Source organism: uncultured Jatrophihabitans sp., assembly GCF_964251945.1.
Taxonomy (GTDB): domain Bacteria; phylum Actinomycetota; class Actinomycetes; order Mycobacteriales; family Jatrophihabitantaceae; genus Jatrophihabitans.
Genome location: NZ_CAXULP010000001.1, coordinates 71,735 through 97,780 on the forward strand (window position 1 = coordinate 71,735; position 26,046 = coordinate 97,780).

Consider the following 26,046-nt stretch of genomic DNA (forward strand, 5'->3'; position numbering starts at 1 on the left):
CTCTCCACCATTTTGCGAATCTGAAGCATCAGAGGGGACGGGCCGTTCAGTGGCACCACGTGTCGGCGAGACTGGCGACCTGCTCAAGTGCTCCTTCTGCGGGAAGAGCCAGAAGCAGGTCAAGAAGCTCATCGCCGGCCCCGGCGTGTACATCTGCGACGAGTGCATCGACCTCTGCAACGAGATCATCGAAGAGGAACTCGCGGAGAGCAGCGATTTCAGCTTCGACGAGCTGCCCAAGCCGAACGAGATCTACGAGTTCCTCAACGGCTACGTCGTCGGCCAGGACCAAGCGAAGAAGACCCTCGCCGTCGCCGTCTACAACCACTACAAGCGCGTCCAGGCCGGCGGGGACACCAAGCCCCGAAACGCCGACTCGGCGGTGGAGCTGGCCAAGTCCAACATCCTGCTGCTCGGCCCAACCGGCTCCGGCAAGACCCTGCTCGCGCAGACGCTCGCCCGGATGCTCAACGTCCCGTTCGCGATCGCCGACGCCACGGCGCTGACGGAGGCCGGCTACGTCGGCGAGGACGTCGAGAACATCCTGCTGAAGCTGATCCAGGCCGCCGACTACGACGTGAAACGCGCCGAGACCGGCATCATCTACATCGACGAGGTCGACAAGATCGCCCGCAAGGCGGAGAACCCCTCGATCACCCGTGACGTGTCCGGCGAGGGCGTGCAGCAGGCGCTGTTGAAGATCCTCGAGGGCACCGCGGCGTCGGTGCCGCCGCAAGGGGGTCGCAAGCATCCGCATCAGGAGTTCATCCAGATCGACACGACGAACGTGCTGTTCATCGTGGGCGGCGCGTTCGCCGGGCTGGACACGTTGATCGAGTCGCGGGTAGGCAAGAAGGGCCTGGGCTTCGGCGCCGAGCTGCACACCAAGTTCGACAAGGAGACGAAAGACGTCTTCGGCGACGTCATGCCCGAGGACCTCATCAAGTTCGGGCTGATCCCCGAGTTCATCGGCCGGCTGCCGATCATCACCTCGGTCCGCCCGCTCGACCGCGACGCGCTGGTGGAGATCCTGACCGAGCCGAAGAACGCGCTCGTCCGGCAGTACGGCAAGCTGTTCGAGCTGGACAATGTCGAGCTCGAGTTCACCGACGACGCGCTCGAAGCCATCGCCGACCAGGCCGTGCTGCGCGGCACCGGGGCACGCGGCCTGCGCGCGATCATGGAAGAGGTCCTGCTGTCGGTGATGTATGAGGTGCCGTCCCGCGAGGACGTCGCCCGGGTCGTCATCACCCGGGAGACCGTGCTCGACCACGTCTACCCGACCCTCGTGCCGCGCGAGGCGCCCAAGCGCGAGCGCCGCGAGAAGAGCGCCTGACCCCTTTCTAGTCTTGCAACCGCTGACCCTGCCCGCCGACGGCTGGCACGACTGGCTGGCCGCCCGCGTCGACGCGCAGCTCGCCGAGGCCGCCCGGCTGCTCGACGAGCTGCGTGCGATGGACACCGGCGACGCGCTGCGTGTGCTCGAGCTGTGGAACGACGCGGACATCGCGCTGCGCGGCGCGGACGCTCTCGCCGGGCTGCTGCAGGAGGTCCACCCCGATCCCGCGGTCCGCGAGCTCGCCGAGGAGAGCTCCCGGCGCGTCGACCGGGCCCGCACCGAGCGCGGCCAGGACCGCCGGCTGTTCGAGGTCGTCGAGGACGCCGGCTTGAGCAACTTGGAGTCGGACGCCCAGCGGCTGCGCGAGCACGTGCTGCGCGACTTCCGCCGGTCCGGCGTCGACCGCAGCGACGACACCCGGGCCCGGCTGCGCGCGATCTCCGAGCGGCTGACCGAGCTGGATCAGGAGTTCTCCCGGGTAATCCGCGACGACGTCCGCTCGGTCCGCCTCCGCCCGGAGCAGCTGGCCGGCCTGCCCGAGGACTTCGTCGCCGCTCACCCGGTCGACGAGGACGGGCTCGTCACGATCACCACCGACTACCCGGACTACCTGCCGTTCCGGGCCTTCGCCCGCGACGCCGCAGCCCGCCGCGCACTGACCGTCGCGTTCCTCGATCGCGGCTACCCCGCCAACGACGCGGTGCTGCACGAGATGTTCGCGTTGCGCAACGAGCAGGCCAGCATCCTCGGCTACCAGAGCTGGCCGGACTTCGACGCGGACGTGAAAATGATCGGCTCCTCGCCGGCCATCGCCGAGTTCATCGAGCGATTGGCTGACGCCGCAGCGCCGTCCGCCCAGCGCGACCGCGAGCAGTTGGTCGCTCGACAACGCCAGGATGAACCCGACGCGACCTCCTTCGACGCGTCGTGCTCGGCGTACTACCAGGAGCTGCTGCGCCGTGAGCGTTTCGACGTGGACGCCCAGCAGGTGCGGCGGTACTTCGACTTCGAACGGGTGCGCGCCGGCCTGCTCGACGTCACCGGCCGGTTGTTCGGCGTTGAATACCGCGAGCACGACGGGCCGAGCTGGCATCCGGACGTCGCCGGGTACGACGTGGTGGCCGACGGCCATCTGCGCGGCCGCATCTACCTCGACCTGCATCCGCGTGAGGGCAAGTTCAAGCACGCCGCGCAGTTCGACCTCGTCGGCGGAGTCCGCGGCCGGCAGCTGCCCGAGGGCGTGCTGGTCTGCAACTTTCCCCGCGGGCTGATGGAGCACACCGACGTCGTCACGCTGTTCCACGAGTTCGGCCACCTCGTGCACCACGTGCTCGGCGGCGACCAGCGCTGGGCGCGGTTCTCCGGCGTCGCCACCGAATGGGACTTCGTCGAGGCGCCGTCGCAGATGCTGGAGGAATGGGCGTGGGACGCCGACGTCCTGCAGACCTTCGCCACGGACGCCGACGGCCACCCCATCCCGCGCGACCTCGTCGAGCGGATGCGCGCCGCGAAGGACTTCGGCAAGGGCCTGTTCGTGCGGACGCAGCTGTTCTACACGGCGCTGTCCTACCTCGTGCACCGCGACCGGCCGGCCGACCTCGCGCGGACGACGCGCGACCTGCAGGCGCGCTATGACGTGCTGGACTACCTCGAAGGCACGCACTTCTACGCCTCGTTCGGCCACCTCGGCGGCTACTCGTCGGCGTATTACACCTACCTCTGGAGCCTGGTGATCGCGAAGGACCTGTTCTCCGCGTTCGACCCGGCAGACCTCTTCGCGCCCGACGTGGCGCATCGCTACCGCGACCGCATCCTCGCGGCGGGCGGCTCGAAGGACGCCGGCGACCTGGTCGCAGACTTCCTCGGCCGGCCGTTCACGTTCGACGCGTTCGCCGAATGGCTGGATCGCGCCCCGCAGCCGAGCAGCTGATCCCGTTCCCGTCAGTCCAGAAAGACCTGCGTCCGGTCGGCGACCGGCCGGTAGCCAAGCTGTTGGTAGATCTTGTTCGACGTCGGGTTCGTCAGGTCGGTGAAGAGCACCGGCACGTCACCCGCGGCGAGGATGTGCCGGGTCGCCTGCGCGGTGGCCGCCGACGCGAAGCCGTGCCCGCGCCGGTCGGGCGGCGTGTACACGGGACCGATCCGGGCCACGCCGAAGGCTGCTTGCTGGGCGACGGCCAACGAAACGGCCTCGCCGGCCGCGTCCACCCACAGCCACGGGTGGCGCACGCTCAGGATGCGCTCGGCCTGCGTTCGCGTCTCCTCGGCCGACGGCGCCCGCTCGTGCGCGTCCACGGCGAAGCCTGCGAGCCACTGCGCCAGCAGCCCGAGGTCGTCAGCGTCCGCCGGCCGCGCCGCTCCGGCCACGCCGACGGGCTCGGTCAGCTCGTCCAGGCGGAACAGCCGCTGGGAGTGGTGGATCGTCGCCGGCCGGCCGAGCCGGTCGAGGAGGTCCTCGACGATCGGCTGCGGCCCGGCGATCCCGGCCAGCGAGGCCAACGCGGCGAGCGCCTGGGCCAACCCGGCGAGGTCGGCCCAGCCGTCCGTCACGGTCACCGGCCACCTGGCGGCTGCGCGGGCGGCCAGCGAGCCGCCCTCATCCCAGGCGCACCAGCCGGCTGCGCGCAGGCCGTCTTCGTCGGCGCGCACCGTGCCGAGCACGGTGTGCAGCACCGGGTCCTCGGCGAGTTTGCGGTCCAGCCGCTCGACGATCTCGGCGACATCGGTGGTGGCGCGGACGCTCATGCCTCGATCGTCGCTGCCGATGCCGCGCTCGCGCCACCGGTTATCCGCGCGCGCGGCTTTCGTAGGATCGCAGACGTGACCGATCCCGCCGCGCCCTCGACCTTGCCGAGTCAGTACCGGCCGGCGGACGTCGAGGGACCGCTCTACGAGCGGTGGGTCGAGCGCGGGTACTTCACCGCCGACCCGAGCAGCGGCAAGCCGCCGTTCTCGATCGTGATCCCGCCGCCCAACGTCACCGGCACCCTGCACCTGGGGCATGCGCTCGAGCAGTCGATCATGGACGCGCTCACCCGGCGGGCGCGCATGCGCGGCTCGGACGCGCTGTGGCTGCCCGGCATGGACCACGCCAGCATCGCGGTGCAGAACCTCGTCGAGCGGCACCTCGCCGAGACCGAGGGCAAGGGCCGCTTCGACTACTCGCGCGAGGATTTCATCGGCAAGGCGTGGGAGTGGAAGGAGCGTTTCGGCGGCCAGATCCTCGGCCAGATGCGCCGCCTCGGCGACGGCGTCGACTGGAGCCGCGAGCGCTTCACCATGGACGACGGCCTGTCGCAGTCCGTCCAGACGATCTTCAAGCGGCTCTACGACGACGACTTGATCTACCGCGCCGAGCGGATCATCAACTGGTGCCCGCGCGACCTCACCGCGCTGTCCGACATCGAGGTGGAGCACGCCGACGAGCCCGGCGAGCTCGTGTCGATCCGTTACGGGGACGGCGACGCCTCGATCGTCGTGGCGACCACCCGCGCCGAGACGATGCTCGGCGACACCGCCGTCGCCGTGCACCCCGACGACGAGCGCTACCGCAGCCTGATCGGCACGCAGGTGCCGCTGCCGCTGACCAATCGCACGATCCCGATCATCGCCGACGAGCACGTCGACCCGGCGTTCGGCACCGGCGCGGTGAAGGTGACCCCGGCGCACGACCCGAACGACTTCGAGATCGGCCGCCGGCACGACCTGCCGATGCCGACGATCATGGACGAGCGCGCCGTGATCACCGCGCCCGGCCCGTACGCCGGCCTGGACCGGCTGGAAGCCCGCTACGCGATCGTCGCCGCGCTGCGCGAGGAGGGCCGCATCGTCGAGGAGAAGCGGCCCTACACGCACTCGGTGGGCCACTGCTCGCGCTGCGACACGGTGATCGAGCCGCGGCTGTCGCTGCAGTGGTTCGTGCGGGTCGAGACGCTCGCCAAGGCCGCCGGCGACGCCGTCCGCGACGGCCGCGTCGTGATCGAGCCCGAGTCGATGCGCGGCCGCTACTTCCAGTGGGTCGACAACCTGCGCGACTGGTGCATCAGCCGGCAGCTGTGGTGGGGCCATCGCATCCCGGTGTGGTACTCCCCGGATGGCGACGACGTGTGCCTAGGGCCGGACGAGACGCCGCCGGCCGGCTGGACCCAGGACGAGGACGTCCTGGACACCTGGTTCTCCTCCGCCCTGTGGCCGTTCTCGACGCTCGGCTGGCCCGCCGACACCGAGGATCTGCGCGCGTACTACCCGACCACGGTGCTCGTCACCGGTTACGACATCCTCTTCTTCTGGGTCGTCCGGATGATGCTGTTCGGCGTGTACGCGATGGACGACGGCGGGCCGGAGAACGCCATACCGTTCCGCACGGTCTTATTGCACGGGTTGATCCGCGACGCGTCCGGCAAGAAGATGTCGAAGTCCCGCGGCAACGTGATCGACCCGCTCGTGTGGATGGACGAGTACGGCGCCGACGCGGTCCGGCTGTCGCTGCTGCAGGGCGCCAACCCCGGCGCGGACCAGTCGGTCAACGAGGAATGGGTGGTCGGCGCCCGCAACTTCTGCACCAAGTTGTGGAACGCGACGCGGTTCGCGCTGATCTCGGGCGCGACGACGACCGGCGCGCTGCCGGCCGACCCGGTCGGGCCCGACGCGTGGATCCTGTCCCGGCTGCACGAGGTGATCGCCGAGGTCGACGCGCTCTACGCGGGCTTCGAGTTCGCGAAGATCGTCGACGTCCTCTACCACTTCGCGTGGGACGAGGTGTGCGACTGGTACATCGAGCTCGCGAAGCTGACGCTCAACGGCGGCAACGCGAGCGCGGCGGCAGCCACCCGGCGGGTGCTGGGCGAGGTGCTGGACGCGCTGCTGCGGCTGCTGCACCCGATGATCCCGTTTGTCACCGAGGCGTTGTGGACGGAGCTGACCGGCGGCGAGTCGGTCGTGATCGCGCCCTGGCCGTCCTCGTCGGCGGAGTTCGCCGCGCCGGCCGCCACCGCGGACGTCGAGTCGATCCAGGCCGTCGTCACCGAGGTGCGCCGGTTCCGCTCGGACCAGGGCGTCAAGCCCAGCCAGCGCGTGCCCGCCCGGCTGGCCGGGGCCAACGCGGCGACCGAGCCCGCGATCCGCGCGCTGCTGCGGCTGGCCCGGCCCGCCGACGGCTTCGCCGCGACCGCGTCGCTGACGACCAGCGCCGGCGTGCGCGTCGAGCTCGACCTGTCCGGCGTGATCGACGTGGCCGCCGAGCGCGCGCGGCTGGCGAAGGACCGGGCGGCCGCGGTGAAGGAGCGCGAGGTCAACGCCGGCAAGCTGGGCAACGCCGCGTTCACCGACAAGGCGCCCGAGCCGGTGGTCGCGAAGGTCCGCGCCCGGCTCGCCGCCGCCGACGCCGACCTCGCCCGCATCGACTCGGCGCTCGCCGCGCTGCCGGTTGGCTGAGGACCGCTGAGGACCGTCGATCGACACCGCCCGGCCGCCGGAGGACAGTTCGCCAACATGGCCCTGAGCAAGCAGCTGAGTTCTGGCGAGCTGAATCGACGGCGCGCCCGCGCGGCGCATCCGCGCAAGGCGGAGACGCACCCGCTCACCCCGGTGGGCACGCTCGCCGAGCACGGCATGCCGGCCGAGACGGCCTACGAGCTGATCTCGGCCGACCTGCTGCTCGACGGCATGGCCCGGCTTAACCTCGCGACCTTCGTCACCACCTGGATGCCGCCGTACGCCGCGCGCCTGATGGCGGACACCGCCGACAAGAACATGATCGACAAGGACGAGTACCCGCAGACCGCGGAACTCGAGTCGCGCTGCGTCAGCATCCTCGCTGATCTGTGGAACGCGCCGGCCGAGCGGTCGGCCACCGGCTGCTCGACGACCGGCTCGAGCGAGGCCGTCATGCTGGGCGCCCTGGCGTTGAAGTGGCGCTGGCGCGAGCGCATGCGCGCCGCCGGCAAGCCAGCCGACCGGCCCAACCTGGTGATCGGCGCCAACGTCCAGGTCTGCTGGGAGAAGTTCTGCCGCTACTGGGACGTCGAGGCGCGGCTCGTGCCGGTCGAGGGCGACACGCTGCACCTCACCGGCGAGCGCGCGGTCGCGCAGTGCGACGAGAACACGATCGGCGTCGGCGTGATCCTCGGTTCGACCTTCGACGGCAGCTACGAGCCGGTCAAGGAGATCGCCGACGCCCTGGACGACCTGCAGGCGCGCACCGGCCTGGACATCCCGATCCACGTCGACGCGGCGTCCGGCGGCTTCGTGGCGCCGTTCCTGCAGCCGGAGCTGGAGTGGGACTTCCGGGTGCCCCGCGTGCAGTCGATCAACGCCTCGGGCCACAAATACGGGCTGGTGTACCCGGGCGTCGGCTGGATCGTGTGGCGCGAGCCGGCCGCGCTGCCGAGGGACCTGGTGTTCGACGTGGCCTACCTCGGCGGCCACATGCCGACCTTCGCGCTGAATTTCTCCAGGCCGGGCAGCGAGGTGATCGCGCAGTACTTCATGTTCACGCACCTCGGGTTCGAGGGCTATCGCGCGGTCCAGCAGCAGTCCTCCGACGTCGCGCGGTACCTCGCCGAGCAGATCGAAAAGCTCGGCCCGTATCGGCTGATCACCCGCGGGGAGCAGCTGCCGGTATTCGCCTTCGCGCTGGCTCCGGAGGTGCGCAACTACACCGTCTACGACGTGTCCGACCGACTGCGCCAGAAGGGCTGGCTGGTGCCGGCGTACACCTACCCGGCGAACCGGGAGGATCTCGCCGTGCTGCGGATCGTGGTGCGTTCGGGCATGAACCACGACATGGCCGACCGGCTCGTCGCCGACTTGCGCGAGGACACCGAGTTCTTCTCCTCGCTGGACGCGCCGCTGCCCCGGCCAGGGAACTCGCACCCGTTCGCCCACTGATCCGCAGTTCTCCGGCGGCCGGCTCTACGTAGACTGACGGGTCGTGGCACCGGAGGACAACCCGCGCGACGCGGCGCAGCTGCGCGAGATCGAGGCGTCGATCTTCGGCCGGCGCGGCGAGGGGCACATCCGGCCGACCAACGAGCGCATGCAGGCCCTCGTCGACCTCCTCGGCGACCCGCAGCGCTCCTACCGCTCCGTCCACCTCACCGGCACGAACGGCAAGAGCAGCACTGCTCGGATGGTCGACGAGCTGCTGCGCGGCTTCGGCGTGCGCACCGGCCGCTACACCAGCCCGCACCTCGCGCGCGTCACCGAGCGCATCGTGGTCGACGGCCAGCCGGTCGGCGACCGCGCGTTCGTCGAGGGCTACCGCGAGCTGCAGCCTTACCTCGACATCGTCGACAAGCAGTTCGACGTGCCGCTGTCGTTCTTCGAGATCGTCACCGCCCTGGCGTTTTCGATCTTCGCCGATGCCCCGATAGACGTCGCCGTGGTCGAGGTCGGCCTCGGCGGCACGTGGGACAACACCAACGTCCTGGACGCCGACGTGTCGGTGGTGACGCCGATCGGGCTGGACCACATGCAGTACCTCGGCTCGACGGTCGCCGAGATCGCCGGCGAGAAGGCCGGGATCATCAAGCCCGGCGGCGTCGCCATCCTCGCCGCGCAACCCCCGGAGGCCGCCGCCGAGCTGCTGCGCAGGGCAGCTGAGGTCGGCGCGTCGGTCGCCCGCGAGGGCCTCGAGTTCGGCGTGCTCGACCGCCGGATCGCCGTCGGCGGCCAGTTCCTGACCCTGCAGGGCCTGGCCGGCCGTTATGACGAGATCTTCCTGCCGCTGCACGGCGCGCACCAGGCGCAGAACGCGGTGCTCGCGCTCGCCGCCGTCGAGGCGTTTTTCGGCGCCGGCGCGGAGAGCGGGCCGCTCGACATCGAGATCGTGCGCTCGGCGCTTGCCGCGGTGCGCTCGCCGGGTCGCCTCGAGCCGGTGCGCTCGGCGCCGACAATCCTGCTCGACGCCGCGCACAACCCGGCCGGCATGACAGCCTCGCTCGTCGCCGTCGCCGAGGCGTTCCAGTTCCGCCGCCTCGTCGCGGTCGTCGCGATGATGGCCGATAAGGACATCGCCGGCATGCTCGAGCTGCTGGAGCCGGCTGTCGACGAGCTCGTGGTCACCCAGACGTCCTCGGACCGCGGGCTGCCCGCCGACGAGCTTGCGGCCGCCGCGGTGCCGCTGTTCGGCGCGGACCGGGTGACAGTCGAACCGCGGCTGGACGACGCGATCGAGGCGGCCGTCCGGCTCGCCGAAACCGGCGACGACATGTTGGGCGGCGACGACGTGCTGGCCGGCGCGGGCGTTCTGGTGACCGGGTCAGTGGTCACCGCCGGCGAGGCGCGCACCCTGCTGGTGCGCGAGGGCCCCGGGTGAGCGAGCCCGACGCGCCGCTCGCCCCGACGCCCGAGCAGTACGCCGAACGCGCCCGGCGGGCGAACAAGGCGACCCGCGGCGCGCTCGCCGGCATCCTCGGTCTCGAGGCGGTGATCGTGCTGCTCATCCCGCGGGCCATCGCGTTCACGACCGGTCTCGGCCCGGTGCGCACCGGCCTGTGCTTCGGTCTGGCCGCGCTCCTGGTGCTCGGCGCCGGCCTGCTGCGCCGGCCCTGGGGCATCGCCGCGGGCTCAGCGCTGCAGGTGCTGTTCGTCGCCACCGGCGTCATGATCGCGACGATGTTCCTCATCGGCGCGATCTTCATCGCCATCTGGCTGCGCATCCTCATGCTCCGGCACGAGATCGTCGGCTCGCCCGGCGGCCTGCGGATGCTCGCCGGCTGACCCTCTCGCCGGCTGACCCTCTCGCCGGCTGACCCTCGCGCCCGCGCCGATAGGCTGCCGGACGTGAGCGCCGAAGCCGTCGAACGCACCCTTGTCCTCGTCAAGCCCGACGGCGTGGCGCGCAACCTGACCGGCGAGGTGCTGCGCCGGATCGAGGCGAAGGGCTACCGGCTGGTCGCGCTCGAGCTGCGCCCAGCGACCCCGCAGCTGCTCGCCCAGCATTACGCGGAACACGAGGGAAAGCCGTTCTACCAGCCGCTCGTCGACTTCATGCTCGAAGGCCCGATCGCGGCCGTGGTCGTCGAGGGCAATAAGGCGATCGCCGGCTTCCGCTCACTCGCGGGCGCCACCGACCCGACCGCCGCCGCGCCCGGCACCATTCGCGGCGACCTCGGCCGGGACTGGGGGCTGCCGGTCGTCCAGAACATCGTGCACGGGTCGGACTCGCCGGAGTCCGCCGCGCGCGAGATCGCGCTCTGGTTCCCGACCCTCGCCAGCTGAGCCCTCGCCGCTCCCTTTCGACCGATGATCTCGGCCGGAATCGACGGATGCGCAAGTCGGCACCGAGATCATCGCGAGCCGACAGTCACACCCGTATCACCAGTCTCGCGCGTCGCAGCCGAGAACTGACCCGCTGCGACCCTACGATCGCGAATAGCCGCCTCTGCCGCGCCGACCGCGATCTGCGCTTTGTCTTCGAAGGGTCCGACCGTGACGCTCGCCCCGCTGGCCAAGCGCGCGTTGGCCACGCGGGTCACCCAGCGGGGCGGGGACCTGCTCGGCGGCGACCTCGCGATCGATCTGGGCACCGCCAACACGCTGGTGTACGCGCGGGGGCGGGGCATCCTGCTGAACGAGCCCTCGGTGGTCGCGGTCGACACCTCGACCAATTCCGTCGTGGCGGTGGGCGCCGAGGCCAAGCGGATGATCGGCCGCACCCCGGACCACATCCGCGCGGTGCGCCCCCTGCAGGACGGCGTGATCGCCGACTACGACGTCACCGCGGAGATGTTGCGGCACTTCGTGCGCAAGGTGCTGCGCCGGCGCGGGGCCTTCACCGGCCCGCGGGTGATCGTGTGCGTGCCGTCCGGCATCACCAGCGTCGAACAGCGGGCGGTCAGCGAATCGGCTTACGCCGCAGGCGCGCGCAAAGTGCACCTGATCTCCGAGCCGATGGCGGCCGCGATCGGCGCCGGGCTGCCGGTGAACCAGCCGTGCGGCTCGATGGTCGTCGACATCGGCGGCGGCACCACCGAGGTCGCGATCCTCTCCCTCGGCGGCATTGTGGCGTCCACCAGCGTCCGGGTGGCCGGCGACGCGATCGACACCGCGATCGTCGACCACGTCCGCGCGCACTTCTCGCTGCTGATCGGCGAGCGCACCGCCGAGGAGCTCAAGATCTCCGTCGGCTCGGCGTACCCCGCCGCGGGGCCCAAGAACGCCGAGATCCGCGGCCGGGACGTCGCGACCGGCCTGCCCCGCAACGTCACGGTGTCCGGCGACGAGCTGCGCAAGGCGATGGACCCGCCGCTGCTGCGAGTGATCGCCGCCGTCCGGGCAACCCTCGACCGCTGCCCGCCGGAGCTGTCCGGCGACCTCGTGCGCGACGGCATCGTGTTGACCGGCGGCGGAGCATTGCTGCGCGGCCTGGACGCCCGGCTGGAGCACGAGCTCGGCGTGGCGGTCCATGTCGCCGACCGCCCGCTCGACTCGGTGGTGCTCGGCACCGCCACCGTCGTCGAGCACTTCGAACAACTGCAGAAGGTCGTCGTCGACGGCCATCGTCGGTAGCCGCGCGTCGTGCGTCGGCTCACGAAGCGGCAGCGCGTCGCGGCGATCGTCCTGACGGTTGTCGCGCTCGCGTTCATCACCCTCGACCTCGGCGGCGGCTCGCTCGGCAACGCGCACGACGGCGTGCGTGGCGCGCTCGGCTCGCTCTACCGCGGAACCGACTCGGTGCTCGGCCCGGTGCGGCGCTGGGTGCAGGGCGTGCCGGGCGCCGGCAGCAGCCAGAGCCGGATCGACGCGCTGCGCCGCAGCAACGCCGAGCTGCGCGCCCAGCTCGCCCGGGCGCAGGCCGACGCGCGGGTGTCGGCACAGGTGGCCCAGCTGCAGCACGCCGCGAACGCGTCCGGCGAACGCGTGCTGCCCGCTCTCGTCACCGCCTACGGGCCCGGGCAGGGCTTCGACTGGACGGTGACCCTCGACGTCGGCAGCACCAGCGGCGTGCGGGCCGGGCAGACGGTCATGAGCGGCGCCGCGCTCGTCGGCCGGGTGCTGCACGCCGACGCGGACAGCAGCGTCGTGCTCCTGGCCGCGGACCCGGGCTCCGGCGTCGGCGTGCGCGATCTGCGCACCGGGGAGCTGGGCGTGGTCACCGGCCGCGGCGCCGCCGGGTTCTCCTTCGCCCCGCTCAAACCGGGCGCCCAGGTCCACGTCGGCGACCGGCTGCAGACCGGCCCGACGAGCGCGAGCCGCTACCTCGCCGGGCTGTCCGTCGGCATCGTCACCAGCGTCCGCGCGTCGGCGGACGGCACGGTGCGCGCGGTCGTCGCGCCGACCACGTCGCCGACCGCGGTGGACGTGGTCGGCGTCGTCGTCGGCGCCCAGCCGGCGGTCGCCGACCGCGCGGCGCTGCAGCCGAAGGCCGCGCGGTGACCCGCGCCCGGGTGGCCGCGGCCGCGGCCGGCGTCGTCACCGCCTTGCTGCTGCAGGCGACCGTCGTCGGGCCGGCCGCCGCGCCGTGGCCGGTCAGCCTGCCGGCGGTGCTGGTGGCGGTGGTCGCGCTCGTGGACGGACCGGGCCCGGGCATGTCCTTCGGGTTCGCCGTCGGCCTGGTCGCCGACCTGGGCTCGCACCATGCTGCAGGAGTGCTGGCGCTGTGCTGGCTCGGCGTCGGGCTAGTCTGCGGCACACTCGCGCAGCGCCGGTCGGCGCGGCGCGACGCGCTGGTGGCCGCGGTCGTCTGCGCCCTCGCCGCCTCGCTCGCCACGTTGCTGCTCGCCGCGACGCACGGCGGCGGCTCGGCGGGCGACGCGCTCGGCTACCTTGCGCCGACGGCGGTCGGCGACCTGGTGCTCGCGCTGCTGCTGACGCCGCTCGTGCGCGCGATGCTGCGCGCGAACTCGCTGCGCGCGGCGCAACCGGTGTTCACCGAGCTGGTCCTCAGGCCGACCATGGGCGACCACCATGGGTGACCGCCGTGAGTGACCGCCGGCCGCCGACGCCGCGCCGGCTGGGCATCATCGTCACGTTGGTCGTGTCGCTGATGCTGACGCTGTTCGCCCGGCTCTACTACGTCCAACTCCTGGACCCGCACAAGCCGGCGCAGACGGCCGACCAGCTGCACGAGGGGACGATCATCCTGCCGGCGCCGCGCGGGCTGATCGTCGACGCGCGCGGCCGCCCGCTGGTGGCGAACACCTCCGCGCAGGTGGTGACCGTCGACCGCGACACCTTGCTCGCCCGGCCGGACAAGGGCGCGTCGGTGTTGCGCAAACTCGCCGCGCTGCTCGGCACCACCGCGACAGCGCTCGGCAAGCAGATCACGCCCTGCTCGCCGACCGTCCCGGCGCCGTGCTGGACCGGCGAGCCGTACGCACCGGTGCCGGTGGCGACCAACGCCTCGACGAAGATCGTGCTGGCCATCAGCGAGCGGCGCGAGGACTTCGCCGGCGTCGCGGTGCAGACGGTGACGCTGCCGAGCTACCCGAACGGCTCGCTCGCCGCGCAGCTGCTCGGCTACACCAACCAGATCACCGCGGCGGACAAGAAGCAGAACTCCGCGCTCACCGACGCCGACACGATCGGCGTCAGCGGCCTGCAGCAGGAGTACGACAGCGTCCTGCGCGGCGTCGACGGCAAGCAGCTCGTCGACCTCGACCCGCAGGGCTACACCGTTCGCAACGGCGCGCAAGTGCCGGCGACGCAAGGCGACACGCTCGTCACCAGCATCGATCTCGCGGTGCAGCAGCTGGCCGAGAAGTCGCTCGCGCTGCAGATCGCGGCCTCGCGTCGAGCCGGCAAGCCGGCGACCGGCGGCGCCGTGGTCGTGATGGACCCGAACACCGGGCGCATCCTCGCCGCCGCCAGCTACCCGACCTACGACCCGACGCTGTTCGTCGGCGGCATCTCGCAGGCCGACTACGCCAAGCTCACCAGCCCCGCCGCCGGCGCCCCGCTGCTCAGCAGGGCGATCAACGGCGCGTACGCGCCCGGCTCGACATTCAAGCTGATCACCGCGTCCTCGCTCGTCTCGCACCACGAGATCAACACGACCGACACCTATCCGTGTCCCGGGTCGCTCACGATCGACGGACGGGTGAAGACGAACTACGACTCCGAGGTGCTCGGCGACCTCAACCTGGAGAACGCGCTCGGGTACTCCTGCGACACGTTCTTCTACGGGCCGGCCGCGCGCGAGTACTACGCCGACCAGGCGCGCATCGCCAAGGGCGAGAAGGCACACGAGTACCTCCAGCGGACGGCGGCGGCGTTCGGCGTCGGCCGGGCGCCGGGCGTCGACCTGCCGAGCGGGGAGCAGACCGCCGGCAGCTACGCCGACCGGGAGACCCGGCTGGCGCGCTGGACAGCCGACCGCGCCGAGTACTGCGCCGCCGGACGGCGGGGCTATCCGGGCGTCAAGAACGCCGCCGACCGCGCCTACCTGACCCTGCTCGCGCAGCAGAACTGCACCGACGGCTGGCGCTACCGCGCCGGCGACAACGCCGACCTGGCGATCGGCCAGGGCGAGACGACCATGTCGCCGCTGCAGCTGGCGATCGCCTATTCGGCGATGCTCAACGGCGGCCGCATCTGGGCGCCCACGCTCGGCTGGGCGGTCGTCGACGGCGCCGGCACGGTCGTCAAGACGATCCGGCCGACCGTGCGCGGCCGTGTCCCGGTCAGCCAGAAGACGTTGAACTACATCGCGAAATCGCTCGACTTCAGCCGCGGCTGGGCGGTGTCCGGCGCGTTCGCATACCTGCACACGAAGATCCAGGACGAGCTCGGCGGCAAGACCGGCACCGCCGAGGTCTACGGCAAGGCCGACACGTCCTGGCTGGCGAGCTGGGGGCCCACCTACCAGCGGCACGGCAACGTCAAGGCGCGGTTCGTCGTGGTCGGCATGATCGAGCAGGCCGGCACCGGCGCGACCGCGGCCGGCCCGATGCTCAAGCGCATCTGGGAAGGCCTGCTCGGCGCGCACGGCAATGCGGTGATCCCCGACGCGAAGCCCGAGTCGGCGCTGCCGGCCATCGCCCCGCAGACCACGGTGACCACCCGATGACGCCGCCCCCCATGACCCTGGCCGCCCGCGACCCGCGCGCCCCGTTCCGGCTCACGCCCGCGCTGACGCCGCTCGAACGGCGGGTGCGCGGCTATGACATTCCACTGCTGCTGCTGGCGCTCGCGCTGTCGCTGATCGGCGCGCTGCTCGTCTGGGCCGCCACCCGCGACACCCAGCGGGCCGCGCACGCGGACCCGCAGGCGTTCCTGTACCGGCATCTGATCAACCTCGCGATCGCCGCGGTGCTGACAGCGCTGGCCGCTCGGCTCGACGCCCGGCTGCTGCGGCTGTTCGGCCCGGTCGTCTACCTGGCCAGCCTGCTCGGGCTGTGCGCGGTGCTCGTCGTGGGCACGACGATCAACGGGGCGCGCGCCTGGATCCGGCTCGGCGGCGGTGTCGAGCTGCAGCCGTCGGAGTTCATGAAGCTCGGGCTGATCGTCGGCATGGCGGTGCTGTTCAGCCAGCGGGCGGCCGAGCGGGACAACCGCGACCATGGCGACGGGCCGCCCACCATGTCGGACGTGCTGCTCGCCCTCGGGCTGATCGCCGTGCCGCTGGCGCTGATCCTGGTGCAGCCGGACCTCGGCTCGGCCATGGTGCTGGCCTGCGCCGCGTTCGGGGTGCTGGTGGCCGCCGGCGTCCGCGCCCGCTGGACGATCGGCATCCTCGTCGTCGGCGCCGTGCTCGCCGTGCTCGCCGTCAAGGGCGGGATGCTGCAGGGCTACCAACTGCAGCGCTTCCGCTCCCTCGTCGACCCGCAGCGCGACATCCAGGGCGCGGCCTACAACGTCAACCAGGCGCGCATCGCGATCGCCAACGGCGGCCTGTTCGGCACCGGGCTGTTCGCCGGGCCGCAGACGAACGGCGGCTACGTCCCTGAGCAGCGCACGGACTTCGTGTTCTCGGTGGCGGGGGAGGAGTTCGGCCTCGTGGGCGGCGGGTTGGTGATCGCCCTGCTCGGGCTGCTGTGCTGGCGCGGGCTGCGCATCGCCCGCGACGCCGACGACGCCGGCAAGCTCGTGGCGATCGGCGTCGTGTGCTGGTTCGCCTTCCAGACTTTCCAGAACGTCGGCATGAATCTCGGCCTGACGCCGGTGACCGGCGTGCCGTTGCCGTTCGTCTCCTACGGCGGCTCGTCGATGTTCGCCCAGGGCCTTGCGATCGGTCTGCTGCAGGCCGTCCGCCGCCATTCGTCGACCTCGCCCTGACGGCCCGCCGGCCACCCTTTCTCTTGCAAGTTGTCCTCGCTTGGCGGGGTCGGGACCCGGCGAGGCAAGGACAACTCGCGGTGCGTCAGGGTTGTGGCGACGCGGGCACGACGGCGCGCCGCGAAGACAGCGTCGAACCCGCGCTCGCGACGACGACGAGCGCGACCGCGATCGCCAGCGTGACCGTCAGCGGCTGGCCGAGCACCGCGACGCCGGCCAGCGCGGCCACGGCCGGCTCGATGCTCATCAGCAACCCGAACACCGCCGCGGTCAGCCGGCGCAGCGCGATCATCTCGAGCGTGTACGGCACCAGCGAGGACAGCATCGCAACGCCGAGGCACGGGCCGAGAACGTCGGCGTGCAGCAGCGCGGTCCCGCCTTCGACGATGCCGGCCGGCAGCACCAGCAACGTGCCGACTGCCGAGCCGAGCGCGAGCCCTTCCGCCGCGCCGAAATGGCGGCCGACGCGTTGCGCGAGCAGGATGTAACCGGCCCAGCAGCACCCAGCCACCAGCGCCAGCAGCACGCCGAGCGGGCGGACGCCGTTCTCGCCGCCGCGCAGTGCGAGCAGCGCCACGCCGCTGCCGGCGAGCACCACCCACACGACATCGCGCGGACGCCGCGAGCCGGCAATCGCGACACCGAGCGGGCCGAGGAACTCGATGGTCACCGCGACGCCGAGCGGCAGCCGATGCAGCGCCTCGTAGAAGCTCCAGTTCATCGCGGCCAGGTTCAACCCGTAGCCGGCGACCAGCGCCAGCTCGGCGCGGCTTCGCCCGCGCACCGACGGCCGGGTGATCACCAGCAGCACGAGCGCGCTGAGCAGCACCCGAAGCAATGCGACGCCGGCCGGACCGGCCTTCGGGAAGATCGTGTCCGCGAACGCCGAGCCGAACTGGACGGAGCACATTGCGCCCAGCAGCGGCAGCTCGGGCGGTATCGACGTCGCCCGGGGCACATCGCGATCCTGCCAGCCGAGCGCAGCGGCGCTCTACGCGTCAAAGGCGGTGGCGGATCCGCACCGGCCCCGCGAGCAACCCGCCCGCCTGTCGGTGGCGCATGGCAGCATCACCACATGCTCGCTTCCCGCCGTGCCGCAGCCGCGCTGACCATTGGCGCCGGCGTGCTCGCGTCCGTCGCCGTCCCACCGCCCGCCGGCGCAACGCCGCAAGCGCCGCGAGCGCCGCATGCGCACGTCGGCAGTTCCGGCGCCGGCGACCCATACTTCCCCCGTCAGGGCAACGGCGGCTACAACGTCCGGCACTACAAGCTCGCCATCGCCTACCGGCCGAAGGGCCACCACCTGCGCGGCGTAGCGAAGATCACCGCCCGGGCCACCGAGGCGCTGTCCCGTTTCGACCTCGACCTGCGCCGGAACCTGCATGTCTCCTCCGTCAAGGTCAACGGACGAGCGGCGCGGTTCCGCCAGCCGGCCGACCTCGTCCAAGAGCTGGTCATCACGCCGAAGAAGGCGCTGGCGAAGGGCCGCCGGTTCGTGGTGGTGGTCCGCTACGCCGGCGTGGCCAAGCCGATCACCGACCCGGACGGCTCGCTGGACGGTTTCATCCCGACCGACGATGGCGCGTTCGTGGCGAGCGAGCCGCAGGGCTCGCCCACCTGGTTCCCGGTCAACGACACCCCGCGCGACAAGGCGACCTACTCGGTGTCGATCACCGTGCCGAAGAGGCTCGTCGCGGTGTCGAACGGCCGGCACACCGGCACCCGCACGCACGGGCGCTTCCGAACCTGGTCGTGGCGGCTCGCCCAGCCGGTCTCCAGCTATCTGGTGACGGCGACGATCGGCCGCTTCCACGTCACCACCGGCAAGACGAAGAAGGGCGTCCGCTACTTCATCGCCGTCGACCCCCGTGAGGCCAAGGCGAAGACGGTGTTGAAGAAGCTGCCGGCCATCGTCGACTACTTCACCAAGATCTACGGGCGCTACCCGTTCAGCAGCACTGGCGCGATCGTCGATCACGCGCCCAACGTGGGCTACGCGCTCGAGACGGCAAGCCGCCCGCTGTTCGACAGCGCGCCGGACATCGCGACCCTGTCGCACGAGCTCGCGCACCAGTGGTTCGGCGACGAGGTCACGCTGCGGCGATGGCGCGACATCTGGCTGAACGAGGGGTTCGCCGAGTTCTCGTCCTGGCTGTGGGACGAGCACAGCGGTGGCAAGACCGCGGCGCAGCATTTGCGAGACCTGCTCGCGAAACCGGCGTCGGACGCCGACGAATGGCTGCCCGCGCCGGGCAATCCAGGCGCCGCGGACGAGATCTTCGCCGACTCCGTGTACGACCGCGGGGCCGGCACATTGGAGGCACTGCGGCAAAAGCTCGGCAACCGGGTGTTCTTCAAGATCCTCCGCGGCTGGGCCGCGAAACACCGCTACGGCAACGCGACCGTCGGCCAGTTCACCGCCTACGCCGCCGCGGTGTCGCACCGCGACCTGACCGCCTTCTTCGACAACTGGCTCTACCGCGCGGCAAAGCCGACGTCCTGACCGCAATCGCCCGCTGCCGACGCTGAGTGGCTCGCGGCGAACGAAGCAACATCGCGACGGAGTCAGAGGAAATTCAGGAGATACGCCTCGCGCGCCGCTCGGTTGGAGCCCTCCAATATCTCCTGCCACCGCTCCAGATGGTCGACGAGGTCAGGCGCAAGCCAGCTCGCGGCTCCACAGTGCTCAGCCTGGCCGCGGCCGCGAAATCCGTGCGGGAGATCCGGAACTCGCAGCTGGTCCAGCAACAGGGCTGTGGCGGCGGCTCCGGCTTCGAGGGGCGGTCGTCGAAGCGCTGTGCCAAGGCGACTCAGTTCTGCCGATCTCTGTTGTGGGAGAGCGTCGCGGTAACGCCTGAGCGGTCCGCGTCCATCGGCGTCCCAGACCCCCTCCTGGACGAGGGCGTCGGCGAACGTGCGGGCTGTGACCGGCGCGTGGTGCAGCCACCATGCCAACGGCTTGTCAGGCTCATCGGCGACCGCGGTCAGCAGCTGGTCGGCTGGCGTGAATCCAGTGGGAGTTGTGTCTATCTCCAGACCGTCGGTCAGCGCGCCGGCCAGGGCTAGGTCGATCAGCAGGGCGGCCCGCAGCGTTGGATCGACGGCCGACGAACGGGGCCGCGCGCAGACGAGGGGCGCAGCGAGGCGGGTCACGCGCAGCGCCACCCATTGGCCGGTCCCGTCCATAACGGTCAGGGTGCCACCCACCGTGCCAGGGCTCGGTCTGCTGGAGCGCCCTCGACGCTGCGCTGCTTCCACGTCAGTGGTCACTTGGACGGGTCGGTGGGCAGGACTTCGCGACCACTAACCCGTCAAATGACCACTGTCGGCGGGGTTGGGCGGCCCAGACACCCGTAGACTGCGGCGACGTGCCCGTCGAGTCGCTGTTCGCCAAGCTGGAGCCCCTCCTGCCGGCGGTGAGCAAGCCGATCCAGTACGTCGGCGGCGAGCTGAATTCGCGCAGCAAGGACTGGGACGCCGTCGACGTCCGCTGGGCGCTGATGTATCCGGACGCCTACGAGGTCGGGCTGCCGAATCAGGGCGTGCAGATCCTCTACGAGGTCCTCAATGAGCGCGCCGACACCCTTGCCGAGCGCACCTACTCGGTATGGCCGGACCTCGAGGCGTTGATGCGCGAGCACGGCATCGGCCAGTTCACCGTTGACGCGCATCGCCCGGTCGCCGCGTTCGACCTGCTCGGCGTGTCCTTCTCCACCGAGCTCGGCTACACCAACCTGCTCACGGCGCTCGACCTCGCCGGCGTGCCGCTGCATGCCGCCGACCGGACGCTCGAGCACCCGGTCGTCGTCGCCGGCGGCCACGCCGCGTTCAATCCCGAGCCGATCGCCGACTTCGTCGACGTCGCCGTCCTGGGCGACGGCGAGCAGATCGTCGGCGTCATCAGCGACATCGTCGGCGCGTGGAAGCGCGCCGGCCGGCCCGGCGGCCGCGACGAGCTGCTGCTGCGTCTTGCGGCGACCGGTGGGGTCTACGTGCCGCGCTTCTACGACGTCGCCTACCTGCCCGACGGCCGGCTCGCCGCGGTGACCCCGAACCGCGCCGGCGTGCCCGAGCGGGTCAGCAAGCACACCGTGCTGAACCTCGACGAGTGGCCCTACCCGAAGACGCCGCTGGTGCCGCTCGCCGAGACCGTGCACGAGCGCATGTCGGTGGAGATCTTTCGCGGCTGCACCCGCGGCTGCCGGTTCTGCCAGGCCGGCATGATCACCCGACCGGTGCGCGAGCGCTCGATCGACGGCATCGGCGAGATGGTCCGCGCGGGGCTCGCCGCGACCGGTTTCGAGGAGGTCGGCCTGCTGTCGCTGTCCAGCGCCGACCACTCCGAGATCGGCCCGCTGGCCAAGCAGCTCGCCGACCGGTACGAGGGGGAGCAGGTCGGGCTGTCGCTGCCGTCCACCCGCGTCGACGCGTTCAACATCGACCTCGCCAATGAGTTCTCCCGCAACGGCCGACGCTCCGGCCTCACGTTCGCCCCTGAGGGCGGCTCCGAGCGGCTGCGCCGCGTGATCAACAAGATGGTCAGCAAGGACGACCTGATCCGCACCGTCAGCACCGCTTACGGCCAGGGCTGGCGGCAGGTGAAGCTGTATTTCATGTGCGGCCTGCCCACCGAGACCGACGAGGACGTGCTCGAGATCGCCGAGATGGCGCACGACGTCATCCGCGCCGGCCGCGAGGCCGCTGGCCACAAGGACATCCGCTGCACGGTGTCCATCGGCGGGTTCGTGCCCAAGCCGCACACCCCGTTCCAGTGGGCGGCGCAGGCCGCGCCCGAGGTCGTCGACGCGCGGCTGCGCAAGCTGCGCGAGGCGATCAACGCCGACCGCTCGCTCGGGCGCAACATCGGCATGCGCTACCACGACGGCGAACCCTCGCTCGTCGAAGGGCTGCTGTCGCGCGGCGACCGGCGCGTCGGCGCGGTGATCGAGCGGGTGTGGCGCGACGGCGGCCGGTTCGACGGCTGGAGCGAGCACTTCTCCTTCGCCCGCTGGCTGACCGCGTGCGACGCGGTGTTCGGCGCCGGCGGCTCCGCCGGTGTCGACGGCGTCAACCTGGCCTGGTACACCACCCGCGAGCGCGACGGTGAGGAGGTGCTGCCGTGGGACCACCTCGACTCCGGGCTGGACAAGCAGTGGCTGTGGGACGACTGGCAGGACGCGCTCGGCGAGTTCGAGCAGGACGACTGCCGGTGGACGCCCTGCTTCGACTGCGGTGTGTGCGCCAACCTCGGCACCGACATCCAGATCGGCCCCACCGGCCGATCGCTGTTGCCGCTGGCTGGCGTCGCTGGGCGGGCTGATGGCGCGGCGCACGCCTGACGGACCACCTCCGCCGCCGGTCGTCCAACGGGTGCGGATCCGCTACGCGAAGCGCGGGCGGCTGCGGTTCGCCTCGCACCGCGACTTCGCCCGGTCGTTCGAGCGGGCGCTGCGCCGCGCCGAGGTCCCGATGGGCTACTCCGCGGGCTTCTCGCCGCACCCCAAGATCAGTTACGTCGGCGGCGCGGCGCCAACGGGCGTGGCCAGCGAGGCGGAATACGTCGAGATCGGATTGGCTCGGGAGGTCGACGTCGAGCAGTTGCGCGCCCGGCTGAACGCGGCGCTGCCGGACGGGCTCGACCTCCTCGACGCGGTGCTCGCCGGCCCCGGCTCGCTCGCCGAGCGGATCACCGGAACCGAATGGCACATCGAGTTGCCTGGCGTCCCGCTCGACGAGGCTCGGCGGGCCGTGCGGTTGTTTCTCGATCAGGTCGAAGTGGGCGTCGAGCGGATGACGAAGAACGGCCGGCGGACCGTCGACGTCCGCGCTCCGATCGTGCGTCTGAGCGTCGCCGACGACACGCCCGGCGAGGCTGGCGCCGCGCCCTGTGCCGAAGGCGCAGCACGATCAGGCGGTAGTCGTGCGATACTGACGGTGGTCGTCCGGCAGGTGATCCCTACCGTTCGACCCGACGATGTCGTTGCCGCACTGGCTGCCGTCGCCGGTCTCGCCCCAGCAGCACCGCCTCTCGCGGTGCGCTTGGCGCAGGGACCGCTTGACGACGACGGTGTGATCGGTGATCCGCTGGACGCGGATCGGATGAACGCCACGACCGCGTCGTAGCCGATCAACTGCACGACGTCGGCAGGCACGATCGCTGTATCCACGGGTCGCGAGCACGCAACCCATGCAGACTTCGCAGGCAGCACGCCGGCCCCGTCGGCCGTTGCCAGCCAGACCGCCTCTGCGCGGTCGCGGCGCCGGAGGGCGCCGCGCCCGGAGGCCGAACGGAGAAACGAGCCGATGCTCGAACCCGAAGACCCCACCAGCACCACAAACCCCGAGAACGAGTCGCCGTACGCGGCGGACTCGCAGGCCGCCACGGCGAACGCCGCGGACGCAGCTCCTGCGCCCCGCAAACGTGCGCCTCGCAAGGCGGCTGCCGACGGCGCCACCCCTCGCAAGCGCGCCCCCCGCAAGGCGAGCGCGGATCAGCCGACGCTCGGCGTCTCGGCCGAACCAGGGCCCGGCACGTCGACGACGCCGGCAGCCGACGACGCGCCGGCGGACCCCGGCGCCGCCGCGGGTTCGGCTGCCGCGGCGGCCGATGGGCCGGCCGCGGTCCCGGCGAAGAAGGCCGCTCGCAAGGCGGCGCCGCGCAAGGCCGCCGCGAAGAAGGCGGCCCCGCCCGCAGCCGACGAGTCAGGCCCCGCCGCCGACGAGGCCGCCGCCGATCCGCTCGCGACCGAGCCGCCCGCCGCGGAGCCGCCGGCCGAGGCCGCCGTCCCGGCGAAGCGGGCGCCGCGCAAGCGCGCGGCGAAGAAGGCCGCCGAGCCGATCGTCGCCGCCGACGCCGCCGACGCCTCTGCTGATGCCGCCGAGGCCCCAGCCGAAGGTCCGACTGCCGCGTCCGCCGCACCGGGCGTGCTGTTCAGAGCGCCGAGCGAGCCGACGGCCACGCGTCGCCGGCGTTCGCGGTCGACGGCGGACCCGGCGCCGATCGAGATCTCGGCTAGCGCGGATCCGCAGGCCGTCTTGGCCGATCAGCGCGCCGACCTGCCTGCCGATTCGGACGCGGACGAGGACGAGCTGCCCGGCGCAGACCCAGACGACGTCCGCGAGGCGGCCATCGAGCAGGCCAGCGGCGCGCGTCGTCGGCGCCGCCGCGGTCGCCGCGGCCGGGGCAGCCGCGCTGCCGAGGCCGAGCACGCGGACATCGAGGACGACTCCGACGACGCCGACGAGCCGGCGTCCGACGACGCGGCCACCGCCGATTCCGCGATCGACTCCGCCAGCGCGTCGAGCGACGACGCGGCCGGCGGCGACTCGCCCGGCTCGACCTCTCGCCGGCGCCGTCGGCGCAGGTCGGGCAACGGCGACGACCAAGGTTCCGACGACCCGCCGAACACGGTCGTCCACGTGCGCGAGAAGCGTTCCGACGGCCATGCCGACTCAGACGACGGCGTCCGCGGCGTCAAGGGCTCCACGCGGCTCGAAGCGAAGCGCCAGCGTCGCCGCGACGGCCGGGAAACCACCCGCCGCCGCGCGCCGATCCTCTCCGAATCGGAGTTCCTCGCCCGCCGCGAGGCCGTCGACCGCGTGATGGCCGTGCGGCAGACCGGTGAGCGCACCCAGATCGCCGTGCTCGAGGACGACATCCTCGTCGAGCACTACGTGACCCGGGCCAGCTCGACGTCCTACGTCGGCAACGTCTACCTGGGCCGCGTGCAGAACGTGTTGCCGTCCATGGAGGCCGCGTTCATCGACATCGGCAAAGGCCGCAACGGCGTGCTCTACGCCGGCGAGGTGAACTGGGACGCCGCAGGGTTGGAGGGCAAGTCGCGGGCGATCGAGCACGCGATGAAGTCCGGCGACTCCGTTCTCGTCCAGGTGACGAAGGACCCGATCGGCCACAAGGGCGCCCGGCTCACCAGCCAGGTCTCGCTGCCCGGCCGCTTCCTGGTGTTCGTGCCGGGCGGCGAGATGACCGGCATCAGCCGGCGGCTGCCGGACACCGAACGGCACCGGTTGAAGGCGATCCTGAAGAAGATCGTCCCAGAAGACGCGGGCGTCATCGTGCGCACCGCCGCCGAAGGCGCGAGCGAAGAGGACCTCGCCCACGACGTCGAGCGGCTCACCGCCCAGTGGGCGAACATCGAGGCGACGACCAAGCAGAAGTCCAACGCCCCGGTGCTCGTGCACGGCGAGCCGGACCTCGCGACCCGAGTCGTCCGCGACGTGTTCAACGAGGACTTCAAGCGGCTCGTCGTGCAGGGCGACGACGCCTGGACAACGGTGTCGGAGTACGTGTCCGGTGTCGCGCCCGACCTCGGCGAGCGGGTCTCCCGGCACGCGGGCGAGAACGACCTGTTCGCCGAGCTGCGCATCGACGAGCAGCTGCGCAAGGCGCTGGACCGCAAGGTGTGGCTGCCATCAGGCGGCTCGCTGGTCATCGACCGCACCGAGGCGATGACCGTCATCGACGTCAACACCGGCAAGTTCATCGGTTCCGGCGGCAACCTCGAGCAGACGGTCACCCGCAACAACCTGGAAGCGGCCGAGGAGATCGTGCGTCAGCTGCGGCTGCGCGACGTCGGCGGCATCGTGGTGATCGACTTCATCGACATGGTGCTCGAATCCAACCGCGAACTCGTGCTCAAGCGGCTGACCGAGTGCCTGGGCCGTGATCGCACCAAGCACCAGGTCGCCGAGGTCACCTCGCTCGGACTGGTGCAGATGACCCGCAAACGGGTCGGCGAGGGCCTGCTCGAGGCGTTCAGCGAGACGTGCGAGGTCTGCAACGGCCGCGGCGTGATCATCCACGGCGAACCGGTCGACAAGTCGTCGAACAACGGCTCGTCCGGGTGGGACGACGACGCCGACAACGGCCGGGGCAAGTCCGGCCGCCGCCGCCGCGGCGCGCGTGCCGGCGGCCCGGCCGAGCCGGTCGAGGTGCTGCCGCCCGCGACGGACGAACGTCGGCAGGCGGCGAACGCCGCCATCGCCGCCATCCACCGCGCGGCCAACGGCGTCGAAGAAGGCGATGTCGATGCCGATGTCGATGTCGACGACGCGGCGCCCGTGGGCGACAGCCTCCTCGACGAGCTCGCCAGCGGGCTCGTCGACGCTGCCCAGGTCGGGGAATCGCAGGACGGGGAATCGCGGGACGCCGTCCCGACCGCCGCGAACGGGCACGGCGTTGCGCCGGCGGTTGGTGCTGACTCGGTTGTCGCTGAACCGGTTCTCGCTGAGCCGATTCCTGCTGAGCCCGTTGCCGTCGAGCCGCCGTCCCAGACGACGACGGAAGCCGCTCAGCTCGCCGAGCAGGTGTTGGCCAGCGTCGCGATCGTCGAAAATGGCGCACAACCTCGCCCGGCAACCGCTGAGGAGCCCGAGCCGGCAGCGCCCGCGCGCCGTCGCCGGCGGGCGGCCAGCCGTCCGGCCGGCCCGCCCGTCGCCCCGCCCGGCGCCGGCTGACAGCACGATTT

The 26,046-nt window shown here is 71.7% G+C and carries 19 protein-coding genes; 16 read left to right on the forward strand and 3 right to left on the reverse strand.

Translation table 11 applies throughout. The features are described 5' to 3' along the window. Window positions 1-49 precede the first annotated feature (49 nt). Both clpX and ACFFBG_RS00335 read left to right on the forward strand, forming a co-directional pair. On the forward strand, window positions 50-1,336 hold the full coding sequence (gene clpX, locus ACFFBG_RS00330) for an ATP-dependent Clp protease ATP-binding subunit ClpX (RefSeq protein WP_375474463.1): 1,287 nt from the start codon (window positions 50-52) through the stop codon (window positions 1,334-1,336). A gap of 13 nt (window positions 1,337-1,349) precedes the next feature. After that, on the forward strand, window positions 1,350-3,269 hold the full coding sequence (locus tag ACFFBG_RS00335; protein ID WP_375474465.1) for a M3 family metallopeptidase: 1,920 nt from the start codon (window positions 1,350-1,352) through the stop codon (window positions 3,267-3,269). An 11-nt stretch (window positions 3,270-3,280) separates the two neighbouring features. Here ACFFBG_RS00335 and ACFFBG_RS00340 read toward each other — a convergent pair whose 3' ends face one another. Then, entirely contained in the window at window positions 3,281-4,084 is an 804-nt protein-coding gene (locus ACFFBG_RS00340; protein WP_375474467.1) for a GNAT family N-acetyltransferase, read from the reverse strand. A 75-nt stretch (window positions 4,085-4,159) separates the two neighbouring features. On the opposite strand from ACFFBG_RS00340, the gene ACFFBG_RS00345 reads away from it, so the two are divergent. The 10 genes from ACFFBG_RS00345 (at window position 4,160) to rodA (ending at window position 16,558) form a co-directional block, all read left to right on the forward strand. Next, entirely contained in the window at window positions 4,160-6,772 is a 2,613-nt protein-coding gene (locus ACFFBG_RS00345) for a valine--tRNA ligase (RefSeq protein ID WP_375474469.1), read from the forward strand. 57 nt (window positions 6,773-6,829) lie between these two features. Next, complete coding sequence (locus ACFFBG_RS00350) at window positions 6,830-8,227, forward strand: glutamate decarboxylase (RefSeq protein ID WP_375474471.1); 1,398 nt, start codon at window positions 6,830-6,832, stop codon at window positions 8,225-8,227. A 43-nt stretch (window positions 8,228-8,270) separates the two neighbouring features. Further along, the gene (locus ACFFBG_RS00355) at window positions 8,271-9,656 is read left to right on the forward strand and encodes a bifunctional folylpolyglutamate synthase/dihydrofolate synthase (protein WP_375474473.1); all 1,386 of its coding nucleotides are present in this window, start codon (window positions 8,271-8,273) and stop codon (window positions 9,654-9,656) included. After that, the gene (locus ACFFBG_RS00360) at window positions 9,653-10,060 is read left to right on the forward strand and encodes a DUF4233 domain-containing protein (protein WP_375474475.1); all 408 of its coding nucleotides are present in this window, start codon (window positions 9,653-9,655) and stop codon (window positions 10,058-10,060) included. Before ACFFBG_RS00355 ends, ACFFBG_RS00360 begins: the two co-directional genes overlap by 4 nt. A gap of 63 nt (window positions 10,061-10,123) precedes the next feature. Beyond that, window positions 10,124-10,561 (forward strand): nucleoside-diphosphate kinase, encoded by a 438-nt coding sequence (gene ndk, locus ACFFBG_RS00365; RefSeq protein ID WP_375474477.1) that lies wholly within the window; start codon window positions 10,124-10,126, stop codon window positions 10,559-10,561. A 273-nt stretch (window positions 10,562-10,834) separates the two neighbouring features. Then, window positions 10,835-11,851: a rod shape-determining protein gene (locus ACFFBG_RS00370; RefSeq protein WP_375476173.1), complete on the forward strand. Its 1,017-nt coding sequence runs from the start codon at window positions 10,835-10,837 to the stop codon at window positions 11,849-11,851. A 9-nt stretch (window positions 11,852-11,860) separates the two neighbouring features. After that, window positions 11,861-12,718 carry a rod shape-determining protein MreC gene (gene mreC, locus ACFFBG_RS00375; protein ID WP_375474480.1) on the forward strand — a complete coding sequence of 286 codons (858 nt, stop codon included), beginning with the start codon at window positions 11,861-11,863 and terminating at the stop codon, window positions 12,716-12,718. After that, on the forward strand, window positions 12,715-13,257 hold the full coding sequence (locus ACFFBG_RS00380) for a hypothetical protein (RefSeq protein WP_375474482.1): 543 nt from the start codon (window positions 12,715-12,717) through the stop codon (window positions 13,255-13,257). The genes mreC and ACFFBG_RS00380 overlap by 4 nt, the downstream gene beginning before the upstream one ends. A gap of 5 nt (window positions 13,258-13,262) precedes the next feature. Beyond that, complete coding sequence (locus tag ACFFBG_RS00385) at window positions 13,263-15,350, forward strand: penicillin-binding transpeptidase domain-containing protein (protein ID WP_375474484.1); 2,088 nt, start codon at window positions 13,263-13,265, stop codon at window positions 15,348-15,350. After that, window positions 15,347-16,558, forward strand: coding sequence for a rod shape-determining protein RodA (gene rodA / locus ACFFBG_RS00390; protein WP_375474486.1), 1,212 nt, complete (start codon window positions 15,347-15,349; stop codon window positions 16,556-16,558). Before ACFFBG_RS00385 ends, rodA begins: the two co-directional genes overlap by 4 nt. Before the next feature lie 85 nt (window positions 16,559-16,643). On the opposite strand, the gene ACFFBG_RS00395 is transcribed toward rodA, so the two are convergent. Then, entirely contained in the window at window positions 16,644-17,516 is an 873-nt protein-coding gene (locus tag ACFFBG_RS00395; protein WP_375474488.1) for a DMT family transporter, read from the reverse strand. Window positions 17,517-17,633: 117 nt separating this feature from the next. On the opposite strand from ACFFBG_RS00395, the gene ACFFBG_RS00400 reads away from it, so the two are divergent. Continuing rightward, complete coding sequence (locus ACFFBG_RS00400; protein WP_375474490.1) at window positions 17,634-19,061, forward strand: M1 family metallopeptidase; 1,428 nt, start codon at window positions 17,634-17,636, stop codon at window positions 19,059-19,061. Window positions 19,062-19,123: 62 nt separating this feature from the next. On the opposite strand, the gene ACFFBG_RS00405 is transcribed toward ACFFBG_RS00400, so the two are convergent. Next, complete coding sequence (locus ACFFBG_RS00405; RefSeq protein WP_375474492.1) at window positions 19,124-19,744, reverse strand: GPP34 family phosphoprotein; 621 nt, start codon at window positions 19,742-19,744, stop codon at window positions 19,124-19,126. 182 nt (window positions 19,745-19,926) lie between these two features. Here ACFFBG_RS00405 and ACFFBG_RS00410 point away from each other — a divergent pair, with 182 nt between their 5' ends. The 3 genes from ACFFBG_RS00410 (at window position 19,927) to ACFFBG_RS00420 (ending at window position 26,035) form a co-directional block, all read left to right on the forward strand. Beyond that, window positions 19,927-21,897 (forward strand): TIGR03960 family B12-binding radical SAM protein, encoded by a 1,971-nt coding sequence (locus ACFFBG_RS00410; RefSeq protein ID WP_375474494.1) that lies wholly within the window; start codon window positions 19,927-19,929, stop codon window positions 21,895-21,897. Beyond that, complete coding sequence (locus ACFFBG_RS00415; RefSeq protein WP_375474495.1) at window positions 21,878-22,681, forward strand: TIGR03936 family radical SAM-associated protein; 804 nt, start codon at window positions 21,878-21,880, stop codon at window positions 22,679-22,681. Before ACFFBG_RS00410 ends, ACFFBG_RS00415 begins: the two co-directional genes overlap by 20 nt. Window positions 22,682-22,861: 180 nt before the next feature. Then, a complete protein-coding gene (locus tag ACFFBG_RS00420; RefSeq protein WP_375474497.1) occupies window positions 22,862-26,035 on the forward strand; it encodes an Rne/Rng family ribonuclease in 3,174 nt (1,057 codons plus the stop codon). The last annotated feature ends 11 nt before the right edge of the window (window positions 26,036-26,046 follow it).

Coding starts and splice junctions, on each gene's coding strand:
- rodA (WP_375474486.1), top strand. CDS start 15,347: ATGACGCCGCCCCCCATGACCCTGGCCGCCCGCGACCCGCGCGCCCCG.
- ACFFBG_RS00405 (WP_375474492.1), bottom strand. CDS start 19,744: ATGGACGGGACCGGCCAATGGGTGGCGCTGCGCGTGACCCGCCTCGCT.
- ACFFBG_RS00420 (WP_375474497.1), top strand. CDS start 22,862: ATGCTCGAACCCGAAGACCCCACCAGCACCACAAACCCCGAGAACGAG.
- ACFFBG_RS00350 (WP_375474471.1), top strand. CDS start 6,830: ATGGCCCTGAGCAAGCAGCTGAGTTCTGGCGAGCTGAATCGACGGCGC.
- ACFFBG_RS00340 (WP_375474467.1), bottom strand. CDS start 4,084: ATGAGCGTCCGCGCCACCACCGATGTCGCCGAGATCGTCGAGCGGCTG.
- ACFFBG_RS00415 (WP_375474495.1), top strand. CDS start 21,878: ATGGCGCGGCGCACGCCTGACGGACCACCTCCGCCGCCGGTCGTCCAA.
- ACFFBG_RS00400 (WP_375474490.1), top strand. CDS start 17,634: ATGCTCGCTTCCCGCCGTGCCGCAGCCGCGCTGACCATTGGCGCCGGC.